At 62.2% G+C, this 22,020-nt stretch carries 19 protein-coding genes; 8 read left to right on the top strand and 11 right to left on the bottom strand.

Going from position 1 to position 22,020, the window contains the following annotated elements; all coding sequences use genetic code 11:
* Positions 1 to 102: 102 nt before the first annotated feature.
* Genes GHK62_RS05890 through GHK62_RS05880 form a run of 3 tightly spaced genes read right to left on the bottom strand, consistent with a single transcriptional unit; the run spans position 103 to position 3,699 of the window.
* Positions 103 to 1,749, bottom strand: coding sequence for a thiamine pyrophosphate-binding protein (locus GHK62_RS05890; RefSeq protein ID WP_153437387.1), 1,647 nt, complete (start codon positions 1,747 to 1,749; stop codon positions 103 to 105).
* A 46-nt stretch (positions 1,750 to 1,795) separates the two neighbouring features.
* Entirely contained in the window at positions 1,796 to 2,749 is a 954-nt protein-coding gene (locus GHK62_RS05885; RefSeq protein ID WP_153437386.1) for a DMT family transporter, read from the bottom strand.
* Positions 2,746 to 3,699, bottom strand: coding sequence for an alpha/beta fold hydrolase (locus GHK62_RS05880; protein WP_153437385.1), 954 nt, complete (start codon positions 3,697 to 3,699; stop codon positions 2,746 to 2,748). The genes GHK62_RS05885 and GHK62_RS05880 overlap by 4 nt, the downstream gene beginning before the upstream one ends.
* Before the next feature lie 279 nt (positions 3,700 to 3,978).
* Here GHK62_RS05880 and GHK62_RS05875 point away from each other — a divergent pair, with 279 nt between their 5' ends.
* From GHK62_RS05875 to metF, 4 genes are all read left to right on the top strand, one after another.
* On the top strand, positions 3,979 to 4,752 hold the full coding sequence (locus GHK62_RS05875; RefSeq protein WP_153437384.1) for a ribonuclease T2: 774 nt from the start codon (positions 3,979 to 3,981) through the stop codon (positions 4,750 to 4,752).
* A 118-nt stretch (positions 4,753 to 4,870) separates the two neighbouring features.
* A complete protein-coding gene (gene ettA / locus GHK62_RS05870; protein ID WP_153437383.1) occupies positions 4,871 to 6,520 on the top strand; it encodes an energy-dependent translational throttle protein EttA in 1,650 nt (549 codons plus the stop codon).
* 195 nt (positions 6,521 to 6,715) lie between these two features.
* The gene (locus GHK62_RS05865; protein ID WP_184108542.1) at positions 6,716 to 7,738 is read left to right on the top strand and encodes an ArsR/SmtB family transcription factor; all 1,023 of its coding nucleotides are present in this window, start codon (positions 6,716 to 6,718) and stop codon (positions 7,736 to 7,738) included.
* 2 nt (positions 7,739 to 7,740) lie between these two features.
* Positions 7,741 to 8,676 (top strand): methylenetetrahydrofolate reductase [NAD(P)H], encoded by a 936-nt coding sequence (metF, locus tag GHK62_RS05860; protein ID WP_153437382.1) that lies wholly within the window; start codon positions 7,741 to 7,743, stop codon positions 8,674 to 8,676.
* A gap of 608 nt (positions 8,677 to 9,284) precedes the next feature.
* Here metF and GHK62_RS05850 read toward each other — a convergent pair.
* From GHK62_RS05850 to GHK62_RS05830, 5 genes are all read right to left on the bottom strand, one after another.
* A complete protein-coding gene (locus GHK62_RS05850; RefSeq protein ID WP_153437380.1) occupies positions 9,285 to 10,223 on the bottom strand; it encodes a DMT family transporter in 939 nt (312 codons plus the stop codon).
* A 129-nt stretch (positions 10,224 to 10,352) separates the two neighbouring features.
* The gene (locus GHK62_RS05845) at positions 10,353 to 11,567 is read right to left on the bottom strand and encodes a lytic murein transglycosylase (protein ID WP_153437391.1); all 1,215 of its coding nucleotides are present in this window, start codon (positions 11,565 to 11,567) and stop codon (positions 10,353 to 10,355) included.
* A gap of 243 nt (positions 11,568 to 11,810) precedes the next feature.
* Positions 11,811 to 12,596 carry a glycoside hydrolase family 25 protein gene (locus GHK62_RS05840; protein ID WP_153437379.1) on the bottom strand — a complete coding sequence of 262 codons (786 nt, stop codon included), beginning with the start codon at positions 12,594 to 12,596 and terminating at the stop codon, positions 11,811 to 11,813.
* 202 nt (positions 12,597 to 12,798) lie between these two features.
* Positions 12,799 to 13,473: a class I SAM-dependent methyltransferase gene (locus GHK62_RS05835; RefSeq protein ID WP_153437378.1), complete on the bottom strand. Its 675-nt coding sequence runs from the start codon at positions 13,471 to 13,473 to the stop codon at positions 12,799 to 12,801.
* On the bottom strand, positions 13,470 to 14,720 hold the full coding sequence (locus GHK62_RS05830) for a BtaA family protein (RefSeq protein ID WP_153437377.1): 1,251 nt from the start codon (positions 14,718 to 14,720) through the stop codon (positions 13,470 to 13,472). Before GHK62_RS05830 ends, GHK62_RS05835 begins: the two co-directional genes overlap by 4 nt.
* Positions 14,721 to 14,897: 177 nt before the next feature.
* On the opposite strand from GHK62_RS05830, the gene GHK62_RS05825 reads away from it, so the two are divergent.
* Positions 14,898 to 16,265: a serine hydrolase domain-containing protein gene (locus tag GHK62_RS05825; RefSeq protein ID WP_153437376.1), complete on the top strand. Its 1,368-nt coding sequence runs from the start codon at positions 14,898 to 14,900 to the stop codon at positions 16,263 to 16,265.
* Positions 16,266 to 16,308: 43 nt separating this feature from the next.
* Here GHK62_RS05825 and GHK62_RS05820 read toward each other — a convergent pair whose 3' ends face one another.
* The 3 genes from GHK62_RS05820 to GHK62_RS05810 form a co-directional block, all read right to left on the bottom strand.
* Entirely contained in the window at positions 16,309 to 17,385 is a 1,077-nt protein-coding gene (locus GHK62_RS05820) for a lytic transglycosylase domain-containing protein (RefSeq protein WP_153437375.1), read from the bottom strand.
* Between the two features lie 116 nt (positions 17,386 to 17,501).
* Entirely contained in the window at positions 17,502 to 18,137 is a 636-nt protein-coding gene (locus GHK62_RS05815) for a LysE family translocator (RefSeq protein WP_153437374.1), read from the bottom strand.
* A 91-nt stretch (positions 18,138 to 18,228) separates the two neighbouring features.
* The gene (locus GHK62_RS05810; protein ID WP_153437373.1) at positions 18,229 to 19,443 is read right to left on the bottom strand and encodes a pyrophosphate--fructose-6-phosphate 1-phosphotransferase; all 1,215 of its coding nucleotides are present in this window, start codon (positions 19,441 to 19,443) and stop codon (positions 18,229 to 18,231) included.
* A gap of 324 nt (positions 19,444 to 19,767) precedes the next feature.
* On the opposite strand from GHK62_RS05810, the gene GHK62_RS05805 reads away from it, so the two are divergent.
* From GHK62_RS05805 to GHK62_RS05795, 3 genes are all read left to right on the top strand, one after another.
* A complete protein-coding gene (locus tag GHK62_RS05805) occupies positions 19,768 to 20,472 on the top strand; it encodes a J domain-containing protein (RefSeq protein WP_153437372.1) in 705 nt (234 codons plus the stop codon).
* The gene (locus tag GHK62_RS05800) at positions 20,469 to 21,233 is read left to right on the top strand and encodes an N-acetylmuramoyl-L-alanine amidase (RefSeq protein WP_153437371.1); all 765 of its coding nucleotides are present in this window, start codon (positions 20,469 to 20,471) and stop codon (positions 21,231 to 21,233) included. Before GHK62_RS05805 ends, GHK62_RS05800 begins: the two co-directional genes overlap by 4 nt.
* Before the next feature lie 228 nt (positions 21,234 to 21,461).
* Complete coding sequence (locus GHK62_RS05795; RefSeq protein WP_153437370.1) at positions 21,462 to 21,995, top strand: lytic transglycosylase domain-containing protein; 534 nt, start codon at positions 21,462 to 21,464, stop codon at positions 21,993 to 21,995.
* The last annotated feature ends 25 nt before the right edge of the window (positions 21,996 to 22,020 follow it).

Raw genomic sequence — 22,020 nt, 5'->3', positions numbered from 1 at the left:
CCAATCTCCCCCCTTGTGGGGGAGATGCCCGGCAGGGCAGAGGGGGGTAACGAAGAGTGCCTCAGATTCAGGTGTAAGGTGGCCGGGGCGCTCTGTCTCCCCTCAACCGTTGCGAATTTCGGTGAGCGTTCGCGTGGGCGTGATCGCTTCCGGGTCGAGCTTGATTTCGACGATGGCGGGCTTGCCGCTGGCGCGTGCTCGGAGGAATGCGTCTGCGAATTCTTCGGTTCGCACCACGGTTTCGCCGTGGCCGCCATAGGCGCGCGCGAGTGCTGCAAAATCCGGGTTGGTAAGGTCCGTCGCGCTGACGCGGCCGGGATACTCGCGCTCCTGGTGCATGCGGATCGTGCCGTAGATGCCATTGTTGATGACGAGCACGATGATCGGCAGCTGGTAGCGGATGGCGGTCGCGAACTCCTGCCCGTGCATGAGGAAGCAGCCGTCGCCGGCAAAGCAGACGACTTCGCGCTCCGGGTGGAGTTGCTTGGCCGCGACGGCTGCCGGCAGGCCGTAGCCCATCGAGCCTGATGCAGGGGCGGCCTGGGTTCCGTAACGGCGGAAGCGGTGGAAGCGGTGCAACCAGGTGGCGTAGTTGCCGGCGCCGTTGGTGAAGATCGTGTCCGGCGCGGTGTTCGCCTCGATCCAGTTCATGATCGGCCCCATCTGCACGTCGCCGGGCCCCTTCTCGGGCGGCGTCGACCATTTGAGGTAGGATTCGTGCATTGCGGCGGTACGAGCGGACCACGCGGGTTCGCCCGCAGGCCTGACGTTGCCGAGCGCCGCCACGAAATCGCGCGGGCACGCGGCGATCGCCAGATCCGGGCGGTAGACGCGGCCGAGCTCGGCGGGATCGGGATGGACATGGACCAGCGTCTGCCTGGGGTAGGGGACGTCGAGCAGCGTGTAGCCGGAAGAGGGCATCTCGGAAAAACGGCCGCCGACGAGCAGGACGAGATCGGCCTCCTTGATTTCCTTCGCAAGCGCGGGATTGATGCCGATGCCGACATCGCCGGCGTAAACCGGATTAAGGTGATCGAAGAGCATCTGGCGGCGGAAGGAGCAGCCGACGGGCAATCTCCAGCGCTCGGCAAAGCGCTGAAACTCAGCCACGCTTTCGGCAGACCAGCGCGTGCCGCCAAGAATGGCGATCGGTCGTTTGGCTGTGGCAAGCAGTTCCTCAAACCGGGCGATCTGGCTCCGGCCAGGATGGCTTTCGACCGGCTGGTAGGCGCGGGCCAGAGTGGCCTCGGTGCTATCGGTCAGCATGTCCTCCGGGAGCGTCAGCACCACCGGGCCCGGCCGGCCGGACGTCGCGACGGCGAAGGCGCGGGTCACGAATTCCGGGATGCGGGCTGGATCGTCTATTTCTCCCACCCATTTCGCGACCTCGGTAAAGGCGCGGCGATATTCGATCTCCTGGAAGGCCTCGCGCTCGCGCGCGTCGCGCTGCACCTGGCCGACGAAGAGGATCATCGGAATCGAATCCTGCCTGGCGACATGAAGGCCGGCGGAGGCGTTGGTGGCGCCGGGGCCGCGCGTCACCATGCAGACGCCCGGCTCGCCGGTGAGTCGTCCCCAGCAATCCGCCATCATCGCCGCGCCGCCTTCCTGCCGGCAGACGATGACGTCGATGTCGGTGTCGTGCAGCGCATCCAGAACCGCCAGATAGCTCTCCCCCGGCACGCACGAGATGCGCCTGACGCCATTTGCCACCAGGGCCTCGACAACCAGCTGACCACCCGTTTTCATCCAAATTCCTCCCAATGCTCTTTCATTCTTATCCGTTGCTGGCGCCTCAGATCGCCGGCGAGACGGGCGCGATGCTTGCGGTCTTCTCAACCCTGCGCTCGCGCCAGATAATATAGAGGCCCGAGCCGATAATGATCGCGATGCCGAGCCACTTCAGCGCGTCCGGCAGATCGCCGAAGACCAGCCAGCCGAAGATCGTCGCCGACACAATTTCGAGATATTGCAGCGGCGCGAGCACCGAGGCCGGGGCGGCGCGATAGGCATAGACACCGAGCACGCCCGAGATCGTCGCCGCGACGCCGACGCCAAGCAGGTAGAGCCACGCGTTGCCCTCGGGCCAGACGGGATCGAACACGCTCGAGCCGCTGCCTTCGCCCAGCGAGAGCAGGGCGAGGCAGAAGAGGCCGCCCCAGATACCCGCGTGGAACTGCATCGACCAGGGGTCCTCGTTCTGCGCGACCATGCGCGTGACGAGCAGGAAGACGGCGAGTCCGAAGGCGGAGACGATCGGCAGAAGCGCGATCAGGCCGACTTCCTTCATGCTCGGCTGGATGACGAGCAACGCACCGAAGAAGCCGACGGCGCAGGCGGTGTAGCGCCTCCAGCCGATCGTTTCCTTGAGGAAGATGCTACCGAGAATGGTGAGGATGATCGGCTCGACGAAGAAGATTGCGATCGCGTCGGCCACTTCCATCACCTTCAGCGTGGTGATGAAGGAGAGCATGGTCAGCACCAGAAGCCCGCCGCGAAGGGCATGCAGCGCGCTCTTCTTCCAGGTGAGGTCGAGGAGCGTGCGGCGGACGAGCACGACCGGCAGGATGAAGACGACCTGCAGCAGGAAACGGACGGCGGTGATCTCGGCCGAGGGTACCGTGGCGATAGCAAGCTTGGCGAAAATGTCGATCAGCGGCGAAATCAGAACGGCGATGACCATCAGCGTCAGGCCATAGGAAACGCGATTATGAGCGGTGGCGATTCTGGGCAGGGTGAGGTCGGTCATGGTCTTCCGTCTCGTCGGCGCTTCCGGTCGACCGCCTTCAGGCACCAGGCGACGAAGTCTTCGGTTGCCTGCTCCCGGCCGATCTCGTTGAGTGTTTCGTGGCGCATGCCGTCATGGATGGTAATGGTCACGTCGGTCATGCCGCGTGCCTTCATTCGTTCGCCGAGCCAGCGAATGGCGGCGCCGTTGAACGTCGAAGGATCCGCGCTGCCGCCGACGAGATGGACCGGCAGGTCGGCGGGCAACCGCGCCAGCCGGTCCGAGCGGGCGCCGGCGAAGGCGAATTTGAACACGTCGATCCAAAGCGACACCGTCGCATCGAAACCACAGAGCGGATCGGCCACGTATTTGGCGACTTCGTCTTCATCGCGCGACAGCCAGTCGAAATCGGTCTTTCGATCGGCAATCGCCTTGCTCCAGGCGCCGAATGTGAGTTTCGTCAGCAGCGGGCTCGGCACGTCCGAACCTTTGAGCATTCTCTCGATCGCCAGTATCGCCTGGCCGCCCCGGCCGGCGAGACCCGGACGGAAATTGGAGTTCCAGACGGCGAGAGCGTCGTAAAGCTTAGGATCGGTTTCTGCGGCGTTGAGCGCGATGAGGCCGCCCATCGAATGGCCGAAGAGGATAATCGGCAGGCCCGGATGATCGGCGGCGGCCACGTCCCGCATCGCCCGGACGTCCGCGATCACCTTGGCCGCCCCGTCGCGGTGGCCAAAGGTCGCAAGCGGGGCATCCGGTGCGCGGCTTTCGCCATGGCCGCGATGGTCGTGCGCATAGACATGGAACCCATGTTTGGCCATCGCCTCGGCGAAACGCGCATAGCGGCCGGAATGCTCGGCAAGCCCATGGCTGACAATGAGGATTCCGTGCGGCCCGGTCGAGGCCGCGAAGTGGCGCCAGCCGAGCGCAGCACCCGTCGGGCTTTGATGCGTCCTCACCTGCCCGAACATCCCATGCCCCCCCGGACCAATCGTCAGACTCTCGTGTGCGGGTTACCAACGGAGCGTCCGTTGCGCGAACCGGAAGCACTTTCCAGCAGAAAATGTGCCTCTCTGCGGAAAATGCACACCGGCCGATATCAAATCGATTTGCGCCGCAAAGGCAATCGTTGCTTGTTGCTTGTTGTGCATGACGTCACAACGAATCTGGAAATGAGAATTAGAGGTTGCAATTTTCGCGCATTCGTCGATATTTGTTCCCGTTTTGTTTTCATGTGGGGGTTATTCGAAATGCGGACGAGGGTGAAAGCGAATCTTGCGAGAGTTGCAACGCTCATGCTGGGGCTGGGACTGTCGTCCTTCGCCGCCGCCGAGGAAGTATCGACGCAGGAAGCCGCGGAAGTGGCAGGCTCCGGCAAGACGCAATATGTGCTGGCGGTCAGCTGGCAACCGGGATTTTGCGAGACGCGGCCGACCCGCAACGAATGCGCGGATCAGACGGCCGATCGTTTTGATGCGACACACTTCTCGCTTCACGGCCTCTGGCCGCTGAAGAAAAGCTACTGCGGCGTCGAGGCGGAGCTCAAGGCGCGCGATCGAAAAGGTGATTGGCTGGACCTGCCGAAGCTTGCCATGGCCGAGGAGACCGCTGCGCGCCTGCTCGTTGCCATGCCGGGGGTCAAGTCCGGCCTCGATCGCCACCAGTGGCTGCAGAGCGGCACGTGCCAGACGGCAAAGGCGGAAGATTATTTCAGGCTGCAACTGCGCCTTCTCGATGAATTGAACAGTTCCGCGGTGCAGGCCCTCTTTGCCGACAAACTCGGATCCGAGATTGACGAAAACGAGATCAAGCACGCCTTCGACCAGAGCTTCGGGGCAGGGGCCGGGGACCGGGTGCGCATGCGCTGCCAGACTGTCAACGGCCGCAGCGTCATAACCGGCCTCACCATCGGACTTGCCGGCGACCTTTCGGGCAAGGCCGGCCTCGGTAGCCTCATCCACGCGGCCGGGACGACCGAGTTCAAATGCGCCAAAGGGATCGCCGCCGCCGCCGGGCATGGTTGATCCGCGACGGTTGCCTGCCGGAAGGGATTGGCGTGGGCAGGCCTTTGGCGGATTGCCCCGCTACCATAATTCGCCTACATAGCGGGCAAATTTCCCTTCCGATGCGGAGCATTCCCTTATGGCACGTCAGTTCATCTACCACATGGCCGGGCTCAACAAGGCCTATGGCAACAAGAAGGTCCTCGAGAACATCCATCTCTCGTTCTATCCGGACGCGAAGATCGGAATTCTCGGCCCCAACGGCGCCGGTAAGTCGACGGTGCTCAGGATCATGGCAGGCCTCGACCACGAATACACCGGCGAAGCCTGGGTCGCCGAGGGTGCGACTGTCGGTTATCTGCCGCAGGAGCCGCAACTCAATCCCGCAAAGACCGTGCTCGAGAACGTCATGGAGGGCGTCGCCGCCAAGAAGGCGATCCTCGATCGTTACAACGAGCTGATGATGAACTATTCCGACGAGACGGCGGAAGAGGGCGCCAAGCTACAGGACATCATCGACAGCCAGAACCTCTGGGACCTCGACAGCCAGGTGGAAATGGCGATGGATGCGCTGCGCTGCCCGCCGGGCGACGCCGACGTCAACAATCTCTCGGGCGGCGAGAAGCGCCGCGTTGCGCTCTGCAAGCTGCTGCTGTCACAGCCGGATCTTCTGCTGCTCGACGAACCGACCAACCACCTCGACGCCGAAACGATCGCCTGGCTCGAAAAGCACCTACGCGAATATCCCGGCGCGGTGTTGATGATCACCCACGACCGCTACTTCCTCGACAACGTCACCGGCTGGATACTCGAACTCGACCGCGGCCGTGGCATTCCCTACGAGGGTAACTATTCCGCCTATCTGCAGGCCAAGGCCAAGCGCATGGCGCAGGAAGGGCGCGAAGAGGCTGCCCGCCAGAAGGCCATCAACCGCGAGCAGGAGTGGATCGCCTCGAGCCCGAAAGCCCGACAGGCGAAGTCCAAGGCGCGTGTTCGCGCCTATGACGAACTGGTCAAGGCAGCCGCCGACCGGCGTCCCGGCGACGCGCAGATCATCATTCCCGTCGGCGAGCGCTTGGGCCAAGTGGTCATCGAGGCGGAGAATATTTCCAAGGGCTATGACGACCAGCTGCTGATCGAAGGCCTGAGCTTTAAGCTGCCGCCCGGCGGCATCGTTGGCGTCATCGGTCCGAACGGCGCCGGCAAGACGACACTCTTCCGCATGATCACCGGCCAGGAACAGCCGAACGACGGTTCGTTCCGGATCGGCGACAGCGTGCAGCTTGCCTATGTCGACCAGAGCCGCGACGCGCTCGACCCCAACAAGACCGTCTGGGAGGAGATCTCCGGCGGCAACGACATCATCAAGCTCGGCAAGCACGAGGTCAACTCGCGCGCCTATTGCTCGTCCTTTAACTTCAAGGGCGGCGACCAGCAGCAGAAGGTCGGGACGCTGTCGGGCGGCCAGCGCAACCGCGTGCACCTTGCGAAGATGCTGAAATCAGGCGGCAACGTGGTCCTGCTCGACGAACCGACGAACGACCTCGATACCGAAACGCTGGCGGCACTCGAGGACGCGCTCGAAAACTTCGCCGGTTGCGCGGTCATCATCAGCCACGACCGCATGTTCCTCGACCGCTTGGCGACCCATATCCTTGCCTTCGAGGGCGACAGCCATGTCGAGTGGTTCGAAGGCAACTTCGAGGATTACGAAAAGGACAAGATCCGTCGTCTCGGCCCCGATTCAGTCAATCCGAAGCGCGTGACTTACAAGCGCCTGACGCGCTAGTCGGCGTGGCTTTGGGCGAAGCCGCCCGAGCCATAAATGTCTCACGAGTTCGAGGGCTATCTTTGGACGGGCGGACCGCGGGGTCCGCCCGTCAGCCTATCTTTCCTGCGTCATTCGATTGTCTTTACGCGCAAATTCGCTTGCGCACGTCTCGCAAATTACATAAAGATATCTTTATGTGTTGATGAGGAGGCGGTGGTGACGCGAGAAACGCTTGGATTGGACGCGTTGGTCGACGTGCTGAAGGCGGCGGGTGAGCCGACGCGGATGCGACTTCTTGCGCTGCTTTCTGCGAGCGACCTCACCGTCACCGATCTTACCGAAATTCTCGGACAATCGCAGCCGCGCATCTCCCGGCATCTGAAGCTGCTTGCCGAAGTGGCGCTCATCGATCGCTATCAGGAAGGGGCCTGGGCCTATTTCCGCCTGCGACAGGAGGGGGGACGCGTCGCGTTGGTGCGTGAGTTGCTCGCGGCGGCCGCGGCCGAAGATGCCATCCTCGCCAGGGATGCGACGCGGCTCGCCGTCCTGAAGCGGCAGCGTGCCGAGAAGGCGCAGGCCTATTTCAGCCGCAATGCCGCCGAATGGGATGAACTGAGGCGACTGCATGTCAGCGAAGGCGACGTCGAGGCGACGCTGAAGGCGATGGTCGGCGAGGAGCCGGTCGAAAGCCTGCTCGATCTCGGCACCGGCACCGGCCGTATCCTGCAACTTTTCGAGGGCATCTACCGGCGCGGCATCGGCGTCGACGCCAGCCGCGACATGCTGGCGGTGGCGCGCTCCAACCTCGACAGGGCGGGGATCACGAAAGCCTCCATCCGCCATGGCGATATCTTCAACCTGCCGCTCGACGGGCAGGCCTTCGATCTCGTGACGATCCATCAGGTGCTGCATTTCCTGGAAGAGCCGGAAGCGGCGATTGCCGAGGCCGCACGCATGCTCGCCCCTGGAGGCCGGCTCGTCATCATCGATTTCGCACCGCACGGGCTCGAATATCTGCGCGACGAGCATGCCCATGCGCGCCTCGGCTTTTCCCATCAGGCAATGGCCGATTGGCTGCAGAAGGCTGGTCTCGCGCTCGAGAAGACAACCGACCTCGCGCCGGAAGGCGTGGACGAGGGCAAACTGACAGTGACGATCTGGCTGGCACGCGATCAGCGTGTCGCCGATCACATCGCCGATATGCCGCGTCAGCGCGTTCAGGCAGGGGGAGTTTAGGAATGACGACACGGACGCTTTATCCGGCCGAGCGTGGCAATCTCAGGCTTTCATTCGAGTATTTTCCTCCGAAGACCGACGAGATGGAGGTGCAGCTCTTCCAGACGGTGGCTGACCTCTCGGTTTTCGACCCTGCCTTCGTCACCGTGACCTACGGTGCCGGCGGCTCGACGAAGGCCCGCTCGCTGACGACCGTCAAGCGCATGATCGGCGAAATGGGCATCGGGAACACTGCGGCGCATCTGACCTGCGTCGGCGCCCCGAAGGCCGAAGTCGATGCGGTGATCGAGGAGTTCCTGGCCTTCGGCGTCCGGCGTTTCGTGGCGCTCCGGGGCGACCCGCAGGGCGGCATCGGCAGCGCCTACCAGCCATTTCCCGGCGGTTATGAAAACGCCGCCGCGCTCGTCAAGGCCTTGCGCGCCCGTGGCGACTTCGAAATATCGGTTTCGGCCTATCCGGAAAAACACCCGGAGAGCCCGGACGTCGCCGCCGATATCGACATGCTGAAGCGCAAGGTTGACAACGGGGCGACGCGGGCGATCACGCAGTTCTTCTTCGACAACGACGATTTCGAGCTCTATCTGGAGCGCGTGCGAAGGGCTGGCGTCCAGGTGCCGATCGTGCCGGGGATCCTGCCGATCAACAATCTCGCTCAGGTGCAGAGATTCGCCGGACTGTGCGGTGCGCGTGTTCCCGAGGTGATCCATTCGCGGCTCGCCCATCTTGAAGACCAGCCCGCGGAGCGGTTCAAGGAAGCCACCCATATCGCCGCCGAGCAGATTGTCGATCTCGCCCGGCGCGGCGTGCGCGATTTCCATCTCTACACGATGAACCGCTCGCCGCTTGTTACCGCCGTTTGCGATCTTGTTGGCTACGCGCGCGTCCCGGCGCGGGAGGCCGCTGTCGACCTTCCGATGAGGGCGGTCGCAAGCGCGTAGACGTTTCCGGACAAACGCTACTGCATGTCTCCTTAAATCGACCTCGATTTAAGGACAAAGACATGCAGCAATTCAAAGTGCTACAGCGTCCTTTGCGCGTCTAATAAGACGCGCGGCGCTGTATGTTTCGAGCAAAGATAAAGCCCATGAACGGATCGACGTTCATGGGCTTTGGTTTTATCGCAGCCTGTTGACCGGGTACTCTCTGAGTGGCCTGCCTACAACTCTTGCTGCAAATGGATTTTCCGGAAATTAAAGTCCTTGTCTCGGTTTGGACTTTTCAGCGGCCCTGCTCAGACAAAAAGCATGACGGCCACGAATGCGAACGCTGCACTGATCATGAGGACATTCAACGAATGTGTAAGTCCCATATGATGATCCTCCCTGCGTTGACCGGTAAAACATAGGGCGAAAAAACGGCGCATGAAAGCGAAACTTGTGCTGCGCTGCGAAAAGAGGAATGTCAGAAAACGTTGTTTACAGGCGTAAGCGGCGGAAATCGTTTTGATATTCGAACTTGCCACATTTTTTTCACAATTGCTTCGCGCTGGTTAATGTAACCGTTTGTAATGCTCCGTGAGCCTCGCCGAAGCCATTTCGATTCGGTTTCAGGTCGAATATCGAAGCTTCAGGATGCGTCCGTCGAGGACCGCGAGGCCGGTTGCGATGAGCGCCATGCCGGCGATATCCGCCGTCTGCAGCGTCTCGCCGAGAAAGAGATAGCCAAGCAATATGGCACTCGGCGGTACGAGCAGAGTGACGAGCGAAGCATTGGTCGCCCCGGCCTCCGCCATGATCCGGAAATAAAGAATGTAACCGTAAGAGGTGGAGACGAGGGCGAGGCCAAGGACAGCGAAGACGGCCGTCATCGGCGGCGCGGGCAGCATCCATGGCGTATCGGCAAGCGCCGCGATCGGCAGCATCATCAGTGTCGATGCCGTCAATTGTCCGGCTGCAGTGACCGGCGGTGCCAGACTGCGGAAGCGCTTGCCGTAGGTTGCCGCCAGGCCGTAGCTGACGGCGGCCAGCACCGGCAGGACAAGTGCCCAAAGCGGGATCGTTGTGGAATTACCGACAAGGCCCGCAAGCGCACTCGGCCCGATGAGCACGATGGTGCCTGCCAAGCCCAGCAGACAGCCGCTGATCTTGGCGGCGCTCAGCTTCTCGTCGTCCGTTGCCATGTTGGCGATCAATACGGTCCAGATCGGGGTTGTCGCGTTCAGGATTGCGGCGAGTCCTGCGCCGATGTGGGTCTGGCCCAGGAAGATGAAGGCGTGCGGAATGGCATTGTTGATCAAACCCATCAACAGGAATTCGGGCCAGCGTTCCTTGAGCGCCGGATAGATGCCATAGCGGCCGCGGATGTAGATGTGGAGAGCAAGTGCTGCGAGACCGAGACGCAGGAGAACCAGCGTGAAGGGTGGCACATGGGCAACGGCAACGCGGGCGAAGAAAAAGGAGCCGCCCCAGATAAGACCGAGCAGGGTCAGGAGCGCCCAGTTGCGCATCGTCATCTGTGTGTTGATCGCCTTTGCCGGTGAACTCATGGTCGTGCCTGTGCCAATCTGCAAGTAATGCGCAAGCTCTAATACAGAGAAGCGGGTGTTGCCACCCGCTTCTTGCACGTGTTCGAGTATTACCAGACCCGTCGCGGTCGGTTCAAGGACGAGCGTGGATCAGAGCGCCTGCAAGAGCTCCGGCGTTGCCCAACCATCAGCAGGCAGTCCGAGCTTCAGCTGTTCCTTCTGCAGTGCGGCGCGCGTGCCGGAACCGAGAATGCCATCGATCTTACCGACATCGTGGCCAAGCGCCTGGAGCCGCGTTTGCAACGCCTTCATCTCGACGTCGTCGAGGCCCGGCTCCGGATTACCGCCCTGATAGGGCGGAGCGCCGGCGAGGCGGGTCGCGAAATAGGCGGCGGAGGTCGTGTAGATGAACGACTGGTTCCACTCGAGATAGATGTTGAAATTCGGATAGGTGAGGAAGGCGACGCCCTTGCGGCCCTGCGGCAGCACAAGCGATGCTTCAAGCGCGCTGCTGGCGGTGTTGCCGTCACGCGGCGTGACGCCGAGCGCGAACCAGTCGCCCGCCGTCATGCCGGATTGCAGCCCGGTCTTCTCCCAGGGCAGGTTTTCCGGGACGCTCACCTCCTGGATCCAGGGCTGGCCGGCCTTGAAGCCGAGGCTCTGGATGAACTTTGCCGCCGTGAGAATGGCGTCGGGCGAGCTCTTCTTCAGATTGACGTGGCCGTCGCCATCGCCGTCGACGCCATAGGCGATGATGTCTTCCGGCAGCATCTGCACCTGGCCGATCTCGCCGGCCCAGGCGCCGGTGGTCGTCGCCGGGTCGAGGTCGCCGTGCTGCACCATTTCGATCGCAGCAAGGAGCTGCGGCCGGAACATTTCCGGACGGCGGCAATCATGTGCCAGCGTCACCAGCGCATTGCGCGTGTTGAAATCGCCCTGGACCGCGCCGAAATCCGTCTCCATCGCCCAGAAGGCAGTGATGACCGGCGCCGGCACGCCGAATTCGCTTTCCGCCCGGGCGAAGACGTCGGCATATTCCCTCATCTTCTGCGCGCCGATATCGAGGCGGGCCTTGCTGACGGTTCGCTTGGAAAACTCGGTGAATGTCTGTTTGAACACGCCCTGGGCGCGGTCACGGCTCAGCACCTTCTTGTCGATTGCGGCGCCGGCGAGCGCCCGATCGGCGACATCGGCCGGAATACCCTTGGCAACGGCCTCGGCCTTGACGCCCTCGAGGAACGTGGCGAGATCACCGCCGCAGGCCACGGGTGGTATCGTTTGCGGTTGGGTTTGCGCCAGTGCTGACGTGCTGGCGAGCGCCAGTAGTCCGAGGGTGAAAAGAGCTTTGCGGGCTGTTCCAGTCATCATAATTCCTCTCCGTCGCCGCGCGGACCCCGGTAGGCCGGCGAGCGTGCAATCTGTCTCACACCTGTTCTCTCAGACCCGCATCGATTTGAGGAAACAGGCAACCTTTTGAAATGCCCCCAGCGACCTTTATGCGTCTGAGAAACGCCGGCGCTGTAGAAGTCTGCCGAAGCTCTCTCAGAGCATTATGACCGAATGAAGAAACGCGGGGCTTGTGCCTGCAATCTGGCCGCCAATTCTCGTCTATCTGGCGCGGGAAACCGCTGCGACCCACTTCTGCCAGTTTTTCGCGGACCCGGCGAAGGCATTGATGTCCGTGCTTCCCTGGATGCCGGGGATGACACCCGTGCTCGTGTATTGCCAGAAGGCCCAGCGGCGCTCGACATAGACCTCGCCCGGATGCTTGGCCGTGGAGCGCACCCAGAAGTGATAGTCCTTGAACTGGTCGACGAGGTTGTCGCGATGGAAGTCGACGGAAGTGTAGATGATCGGCCGCTTGCCGTAATACGCCTCCAGCCGGTCCATGAAGCGCTTCATCTCGGCGCGTACGGTCTCGGGCGAGGGGCGATAGCGGCAGGTCTTCGACTCGCCGTTCCATTCAGCATCCAGAACCGGCGGCAAATAGACGGCGCTCTTCGGCACATTGGCGATGAACCAGTCGGCCTGGGCGTCGGCCGTCGAGCAGAAGTAATAGAAATGGTAGGGCGCATAGGGAATTCCGGCGGCGCGCGCCTGCTGCCAATATTCATTGAAGCGCGTGTCGACCCTGTCCTTGCCTTCTGTCGCCTTGATGAAGGCGAAGGAGACGCCCGAATTCTTCACCCGCGCCCAGTCGATGTTGCCGTTCCACTTGGAAACGTCGATGCCGTGGATGTTGTGACGATGCGGCGTGCGGCCGCCGAAATCCTGCGGGTCCGTATCCTGGAACCGCGGTGATATCGAAGCGGTCTGTACCAGGTCGTAGTCGGTTGAGGTGCAGGCGGAAAGAAGGGTTGCAACAGGCAGCAAAGCCAGGAGAAGCCGGCGCATGGGGTTCCCGTTTTGAGACGATCGACGATCCTGCCTCACGCGATGGCTTCCATGATGATGATTTTCCCCTCGGAGGCGTGCCCCATTTTCACCATATCATCGTAAAAATTGGGTTAGCTCAAGCGGGAATTGCGGCAGAGGCAACCCAGGCGGGACGCTCGCTGGCGCGAGCGGGCTTCCGTCGGCGCCGCGCAGGATGTTCTCAGGCGCCGTTCCGATCCGGGCGACGATAGACGGCAAGCCAGGCATATCCCCGGCCGATCGACTTCAATTCGAGCGTCGCGCCGTTTCTCTTCGCCTTCTCGCGCATGATCTCGAAAAGCGTCTCGCGGGGCGTCACGTGAAAGCGCTTCAGCCATGCCTGGAGCAGGCGGCGGAAACCGCCGGGCCAACCCTCCTGCTGGCCGAAGTCGGCAATGTGGAGTGAGCCGCCGGGGTTGAGGGCGGCGATCGCAGCCTCGAGCGACTTCTCCCATTCGGGAATCATCGATAGCGCATAGGAGATGACGATGCGGTCGAAGCCCGGTTGCCCGAACGCGGCGGGCGTGAAATTCGTCGCATCGGCGACGCGCAGGTTTACGCTCGACAGGCCGTGACGCCGAAGCTTTGCCGTCGCGGTCGCGAGCATCTCCGCGGAAATGTCCAGACCGTACAGGTGCCTACCGGGATAGAGTTCGCCGATCATGGCGAGGTTGCGGCCGGTGCCGCAGCCGACTTCGAGCACCGAGGCGCCCGCCGGCGGATTGAGCTCCCGGATCAGCGTGTCGCGTCCGAAGAGGTAATATTTCCGAGTGAAGTCATAGATGTAGCGCTGATAGCGGTACATCTGGTCCATCAGGCGGGCGTGGTTGTTTTCCAAGGGCTGGGCGGCGTTCATGCTTTCTTCCGATAGACGTGGAAGCCGCCGTAGATGGCCGAACGGTCCGCTGCGCCGAGTTTGATGGACGTTTCGGCATCGTAGTGCCACTGGTCGAGCAGTGCAGCGGAAACGCGGCCCGGCAGGATGCTCGCTTCCGCGGCGGTGCGGAAAATCACCACGGCGCCGCGGTCGGCGGTGCGCGTGATCTCCGTCCAAAGGTCGTTCAACTGCCGATCGGTCATCCAGTCTTGCGCGTCGAGCAACACATAACGATCGACTGACGAAGCCGCCTTGCGGGCAAGCAGTTCGGTGAAGCTTGCGTGATGGACCTCGACGCGGTCCGCATGATCGCGGATCGCTTCGTGGTTCTCGGCCTGCAGATAGGCCGGCAGTTCGCCCTCGTGCGGCAGCGGGTAGCGCCGCGCGAAAGCCTGCCAGGCGAAATAGTTCTCGCGGAGCGGGAAATGGCAGGTGAGCTTTTCAAGACGGTGCCGCAGCACCGCGGCAAGCGACTTCTCCGCGCTGAGGCTAGCGAGCTCATCGAACTGCTGGGGCGGGATGCCGAGGCCGAAAAGCGAGCTCTTGCGGCTGGTGATCCAGCGGATGACCGGACGGTCGAACAGCGGCGCGAGCTTGTCGTCGAAGAACTGGCGTTGTTCACGCATCGAGCGCGCCTGGACGAACTCTTCCGGATTGATGCCGTGGAGACGGGCGAGCAGGTGACTGGCGGCAATGAAGCGACCGAGAAGGCCGGTTCGATAGATGTTGCGGCCGAAGACGCCGATGCGTCGGCGTCCGTCGAGGGACCGGCCGCTCCAGTATGCGCGGGTCGCCGCGTCGAGCTTCGGCGCGAGGAAGAGGTCGAAGGCCTGCACATTCGACCGCGTGCCGGCTTCGGCGAGAAAGCGCACGATATCCTTGTGGCTCGGCAGGTGGCGGAAGGCGGCAAGTTTCAGCCGGTTCAGTGCGATATGGTGCGGATTGAGGTCGACGACATCGATATGGGCAGGGCCGGCGGAGAGATAGGTCAGCATGTTGCAACCGCCTGAACCGATCGTCACGATGCGGTGTCCGGGACGGATCTGCATTGCTGCCATGTCGACGCTCGGGTCTTCCCAGATCTGCGGATAGACGAGACCGGAGAATAGCAGCCCGAACAGGCGTTCCGACAGGCCGGCGAGGGAGAGGGGCTTGTGCTGCAGCAGCGCGCTTTTCAGCTTCGGATTCTTCCTGCCAAAGCCGGCATCGGGAGCGAGTTCGGTCATCTTTGCCTGTCATCCAGTTGAAACTTAGGCGCTTCTAAAGTGACTCCGCTACACTTTGATGACGGGATTTCGCACAGGCGCGGGGCTTCCAAGGGCTTTTCCTTTCGCCTGAACCCTGTTTCTCTCGCGATTGCCGCGTGGTGGAGACGTGGTGGTCCTGAAGCCGGGAGGAAGCGCATGAAACGTTTGCTGAAGACGACCGCCGGGGCGGTGGTCGTCGGTCTTGCGGGCATCGGCGGCTGGCTGGCGCTGTTTCCGCCGGAGCTTCTGAAGGTCGGCGACGGCTATGCCGCCAAGATCGTCTGCTCCAATGTCTTCCTTGCCAAACGCGATCCGCAAGCCGTTCTTGCGGAAGACGTACAGGCGCCCGGTCACCCGCTCCTGAAGTTCGTCAGCGTCTCGGTCGATCGGGAGAAGCAGAGCGTGACGGCGCGCATATTCGGCTTTGCCGCTCCTGGCCGAGCGGTGCACAGGCCGGGACTTGGCTGCACCAATGTCGATGACAGCGGAGCGCAAGCGCTTGCGGGTTCGGTGAGCGAGACAAAAGACGAGACGGGAGCATACGAGGCCCATGATGCTGCCGTTGCCTGGCCCGACGGCAGCAAGGCCGAGATCGACCCGGCGATTCAAGGCGTCATAGAAGATGCCGGCCTGGCAGGTCCCGGCATACGGGCGATCGCCGTCGTGCGGGATGGCCGGCTGGTCGCGGAGACCTATGGACCCGGGTTTGATCGGGATACGCCTCTGCTCGGCTGGTCGATGACGAAGTCGGTGACGGCGGCGCTGGTTGGCCTGCGGATCGGTGAGGGAAAAATGGATGTCGCTCGCGGCGACCTGCTGCCCGCCTGGGCCGGCGATGATCGGTCGCGGATCAAGCTTGCCGACTTGTTGGCGATGCAGAGTGGGCTCGCGTTCAACGAGGACTATGGCGACGTCACCGACGTGACGCGCATGCTCTATCTCGAAAGCGACATGGCCGGCTTCGTGGCATCAAAGCAGCTAGACACGCAGCCGGCCGCGAAATTCCGCTATTCGAGCGGCACCAGCAATCTCCTCTCCCAACTATGGATGCGGACGTTCGACGACCCGGCCGAAGCGCTCGCCTATCCGCGCAAGGCGCTCTTCGCTCCGCTCGGCATGACCAGCGCCGTGATGGAAACGGACGCGAGCGGCACCTTCGTCGGTTCCTCCTACATGTATGCGACCGCACAGGACTGGGCGCGCTTTGCGCAGTTTCTGCTGGATGGTGGAAGCTGGAAGGGCAGGCGGATTTTGCCTGAGGGTTATGTTTCCTTCATGCGCACGCCATCGACGGCATCCGGCGGCGATTATGGCTCTGGCCAGGTGTGGCTGCAGGAGAACGGCATTCGGGCCGGCACGGGCAACTTCCCTGCGGATACCTTCTGGATGCTCGGACACGACGGACAGACGATCATGCTCGTTCCCTCTCTGCGGCTGGCCGTCGTCCGCCTCGGCCTCACGCCGTCGCGCACCGGCTACGACGTGCAGAAGCTGAATGCGAAAATAATAGAGGCGCTCGACTGAGCGCCTCGGACATCAGTTCCACCCCGTTTGTCGGACCCCGCGCTTACCGCATGTCCAGCGCGTCGAGCAGGCCTTTGCGCTTGGCGTGATAATAGTAGCCACTGGCGTAGAGCTTCACCGCCCCGTCATGCTGGCTGTCGGCCACCATCCAGGCGCCGCGCAGGTACTTGGTCGCGTATTTGAGGTTGGTTTCCGCGTCGAACAGGCCTTCGGCCGGTCCTTCATAACCGAGCCCCTTCGCGGTGTTGTAGCGGATCTGCATCAGGCCGTAGTTGCCCTTGCTGTAGGCGCGGGGATTGTAGTTGCTCTCGCGCTTGACGACCCGGTGCACGAGCTCCACCGGAATACCGTTCAGCTCGGCGTAATATTTGATCAGCCGGTCGAGCTCGGGACGGGAACTGGTCGGCGTCTTTGAAAACTTCAGCGAGTCGGGAATGACGTTTGCGACGGCGCCGACAGCCGAGCCGATCACGCCAGTGTTCGGCCGTGCCGTCGGAACGATCATCCGCTTGGCGACCAGCGTTTCGAGGCCGACCGGCTCGCCCGTGTCGAAATCCGATTCCCAGGCGACAGCAATCCCGAGGAAGGGCGTGGCCACCGGCTCGGCGCCGGCCGGCTTTTCCGCGAGTGCGGCCGATGCTGTCGAGGGGACTGCGGGCGCCGCTGGTGATGCCATCGCCACTTCAAACGCCTGACCGGGCTTGGCCGTGGGAATCGCTACCCTCTCAGGCGCGGCATAGGCCAGCGTCGCATCGCTCGCCGGCATCGTCGCAGTTGCAGGTACCGCGGTCGCCGCTACTGGAGAGATCTCAGTTGCCACGGTTGCCACCGCGGTTGTCGTCGATGCCGCGGCCGCGTCCGTCGCGGCCGGTGTGGTCTCACCGGGCGTCGTTTGAGAAACAAGGGCTGTCGAAGCTACGGTTGCCGCCCCGTTCGGTGTCGGCAGGGCATAGGCCGTCATTTCCGTTCCGGGCTTGGGGATGGGGGTGACCGTCTGTATGGCGGTCAGTTCTTCAAGCGACGTATGCTCGACCGTGGAGCACCCCGAGGCAATGGCCACCGATGCCAGGGCAGCGGCCGTAAATGCCTGTTTTGAAAGGGAGATACGGAATATAGCCATCGTGTCACTTTCGTGCTTCTGGGCCCCGTAGCCCCTGCAAATCAGTGGATGCCAACCACCGCGCTTGAATCTCCATTAACCCATGCCATCAGTTGCGGCAAGCGCGGCACCGATTTTCACGACGTGGCCCGCTTCAGACCGGCCGTCAGCACGCCGGCGCCGACCAGCAGCGAGCCGCCGGTGCGGTTGACCACGCGGCGAATATTCGGTTTGCGGATCGTGTTTCGGGCGGCCGAGGCGAGAAAGGCATAGAGCATTGCATTGAGTGCCGCGAGTATGAGGAACGTCGCCTCAAATACAACCATCTGGGCGAAGAGCGGTCGCGATAGATCGAGGAACTGAGGCAGGAAGGCGACGAAGAAGATGATGCTTTTCGGATTTAGTGCGGTGACCGCATAGGCGTGGAGAAAGATACGCCACGGCCTTTCCGGCGCGGCTGCGCCGTCGGCATCCTGATCCTCGCCGCCGACGGGTGCCTTCCAGAGCTTGATGCCGAGCCAGACGAGGTAAGCGGCGCCGACCCACTTCAAAATGGTGAAGATGGCAGCCGACGTGGCGAGCAGGGCGCCGAGGCCGAGCATCGAGGCGGTCATGGCGGTGAAGTCACCAAGGGTGACGCCGGCGACGGTCGCGCCGGCGGTCTTGCGACCGTGCCCGAGGGAATAGGAAATCACAAGAAGAATGGTTGGGCCAGGGATGGCGAGCAGCACTGCCGAGGCGGCGGCAAAGGCGAACCAATGTTCGAAGGACATGAAAAGGCTCCGCGCTTGGATGGTTTTCCTGGAAAGAACCCGGAGGGAGCCACGCAAGCGCGGAGCCGTCAACTGCAATTATGGGCGCTCTTTAGTCTGCCGCCTGCCACTTCTGGCCGATGACGTCCATGACGTCGCCGAACCACTTGGTCGACATGTCGAAATGCTTGCCGCCCTTGATGCGCGGAAACTCGATCGTGCGCAGCTTGCCGCCCTGGTCCTCGTCATGGCCGGTGACCCCGGAGACCTTGTTTAGAGCGCTTTCGACCGAAAGGTCGACCATGCCCTGGATCAGGCGAAGGTCGTCGCCATTGGCAGGCGCGGAGCGGGCGTAATAGCCGGACTTCTGCACCATCGAGCGTTCGGCGCCGAGAAGAGCTGCAAACTGCTTCGAGAACCAGTTGCCGACGTTGATCGTGTCGATCTTTACGTGGCCGAAAGCATCACGCTTCACTGTCTCGCCGGCCGCCTCGCGCTCGGCGACGATCGCGTCGAGGCAGGCACCTTCGCTGACGAACAGGGTGACGAAACCAGCGCGGTCCATGACTTCGCGCAGGCGCTCTGCCTCGGCGTCCAGATCGAACTTCATCTCCGGCAGGTAGAGGCCATCAATGCTCTTCAGCTGTTTGTTCATCATGAAGCCGTCGACATATTCCTTGTCTTTGGCCATCTGGATATAGGAGCGCGCGGTTGCCGCTGTCAGCCAGCCGCAATGGCGGCCCATCACTTCGTGGACGACGAGCGTGCGCGGCGCCGCGCTCTGCTCGTTGCTGACATTGTCGAAGAAGCGGGCGCCGTATTCGGCCGCCGTCCAGGCGCCGAGAGTCTGGCGGATCGGCACGACGTCGTTGTCGACTGTCTTTGGCAGGCCGACCACTGTCAGGTCATAGCCGTTCGCGCCGAGATAGGCGGCAAGATCGGCCGCCGTCGTATTGGTGTCGTCGCCGCCGATCGTATGCAGGATCGTGACACCGTCCGAGGCCAGCCTTTCGGCGGCGACCCGAAGCGGGTTCTGACCTTCCTTGACGAGCCCGCGTTTCACGCAGTCGGCTGTGTTGGTAAGTTTGACGCGGCTGTTGCCGATCGGCGAACCACCGTGGCGGTGGAGGATATGCGCCTTCTCGCGCATGTCCCTGGTGATCTCGATGCGGTCAGCGAGAAGCAGGCCCTGATATCCGGAACGGTAGGCAACGAGTTCGTAGTCGGGCGCAATGTCCGTGTACCGTTCGATCAGGCCGCCGACTGCGGATGAAAGGCAGGGGGCGAGCCCGCCCGCCGTCAGCATTGCGACTTTCTTCTTGGCCATGGTTCCTCCTCGGCGATTCGGCACTGGCAACGGCTCAGCGGAGCCGGTCATGTTCATTATCCTTGCTCATTCAAGGACACCGTGGTCTAGCGCAAATCCGATGGAAGTTAAATGACAGGCCTGTGGATGCTTCAAAAGTTCGGCCGCCAGCTGCGGAATCGATCAAGGCCCATATACTTCGAAATAGGTTGAGATTTACGGCAATATGATTTATTGAGGGGCCATCACAAACTCGTCATCCGTGACGTTTTCCGGCGATCGGCCGCTTGCAATTTGCCACCACTTCGGGTCATGCTGCAGGGTGGACAGGGAAAAATCGCACATATGTCATTCTGGGACAGCCTGCTGAAAATCGTCACAGCCACGGGCAATGCGCTCGCGGGCGTGGTAGAGGCCGTACGCACCCTCTTTGAAGGGGATCCGGAAACGCGGCGCAAGGTCGCGTTCTCGGTCGCAATGATCGCCCTTTCCGCGAAGATGGCGAAGGCCGACGGCATCGTCAGCGAGACCGAGGTTGCCGCCTTCCGCGATATCTTCAAATTTCCCGCCGATCAGGCGCAGAACGTTGCGCGTCTCTACAACCTCGCGCGTCAGGACGTCGCGGGCTACGAGGCCTATGCCGAGAAAATGGCGTCGCTGTGCTCTTCCTGCGAAAAGAACTGCCCGATCCTCGAGGACATCATCGACGGGCTCTTCCACATCGCGAAGTCCGATGGCGCCGTGCATGAGAAGGAACTCGCTTTCCTCATGCGGGTCGCGGAGATCTTCAAGATGGACGAGGAGCATTTCCAGCGCATCATGGCGCGCCATGTCCATCTCACGGGTGATCCCTATGAGGTGCTGGGCGTGTCGCCGAAGGACGATTTCGCCAAGATCCGCAGGCGCTATCGCGTGCTCGTGTCCGAGAACCATCCGGACATGCTGGTGGCGCGGGGCGTGCCGGAGGAATTTCACGCGATCGCGAACGATCGCATGGCGGCGCTCAACGCAGCCTATGAGGCGATCGAGAAAGAACGCCGCGCCGCATGACAGCGAAGACATGCGATTTTCCCGGTGCGCGTCTGGTGCCGTCGCCCAATTACGGCGAGCGCGCCGGCGGGCGAAATCCGGATATGATCCTGCTGCACTATACCGGCATGGAGACGGCCGCTTCGGCGCTCGACTGGCTTTGCCGCGAGGAAAGCCAGGTCTCCAGCCACTATTTCGTCCATGAGGACGGTCGCGTCGACCAGCTCGTCGCCGAGGGGCGACGCGCCTGGCACGCGGGCAAAAGCTCGTGGAAAGGCGAGACGGACATCAACTCCTGTTCGATCGGCATCGAGATCGCCAATGCCGGCCATCCGGGCGGACTGCCGGACTTCCCTGAAGCACAGGTCGACGCGGTCGTCGAATTGTGTCGGGACTGTGGCCAGCGCTGGTCCATCGCCCCGGAAAGAGTGCTTGCACATAGCGATGTGGCACCGATTCGCAAGGTCGATCCGGGAGAAAAATTTCCCTGGCATGTGCTGCACGCCAAGGGGGTCGGACACTGGGTGGAACCGACGCCGGTGGGCGGAGGCCGGTTTTTCCAGCGCGGTGACCGCGGGCAACCGGTCGAGGCCATCCAGTCGCTCTTGTCTCTCTACGGCTATGGAATTGAAATAACAGGCGATTTCTGTGAGAAGACGGAAGGCGCCGTGGCCGCTTTCCAGCGGCATTTCCGTCAGGCGAGAGTGGACGGAATCGCCGATGTTTCGACCATCGACACGCTTCACCGCCTGCTCTCCGCACTTCCGAATCGCAGCGTTTAGGCGGCGATTTTTGGGGGCGCAAATTTAGCGCGCTCATCACTTTCTTGCGCGATTTTTTTGTGTTGCCACATGTTTACCATGATGGCCCCTTCATTTTCCCTGCATCAACTGCAGGGGATGCAGCGCGACCGCGCCGCTCTTTTGTCAATAAAAACGATCGGGAAATTCGGTCGTGGCGGCGGGGTGCGCCGGCGCGAGCGGTTCCCCAGACCGGAGACTTCAAACTAAATGAGAATATCGTCTGTTGCTGCGGTGGCGGCATGCTTTGGCATGTCCGTTGCCGGGATGGATGTGTCGTATGCAGGGGATGTCGACAAAACCATCAAGACCTCTTCGCTTCAGTCAGTGACCAGAACGACTGGTTATCCGAAGCCTGACCTGAGCCTGTCGACGGGCTCGCAATATACGATCCTCATCCAATCCTACGCCAAGCAATTTGGCGTCCCCGCCGGCCTCGCCCACGCCGTCGTTCAGATCGAAAGCAACTTCGACGCGAATGCACGCGGCAGCGCCGGTGAGATCGGCCTCATGCAGATCAAGCCCGCCACTGCCCGCATGATGGGCTACTCCGGTTCCGCCAAGGGTCTCTACGATCCGGAAACCAACATCAAGTTCGGCATGATGTATCTGGCGAAGGCGCAAGAGCTCTCGGACGGCTCAACCTGCGGCACCATCCTGAAATACAACGCCGGCCATGGCGCCAAGCGCATGAACCCGGTGTCGAAGCGCTATTGCGGCAAGGTCGAGAGCATCCTGAACTAAGCGCTCAATCATCGGTTCCGCGGGG

Origin of the sequence: Sinorhizobium terangae (genome assembly GCF_009601505.1) — a bacterium.
Classification (GTDB): domain Bacteria; phylum Pseudomonadota; class Alphaproteobacteria; order Rhizobiales; family Rhizobiaceae; genus Sinorhizobium; species Sinorhizobium terangae.
The sequence above is the reverse complement of the archived record's forward strand: the minus strand, read 5'-3'. Positions and strand labels throughout refer to the sequence as shown.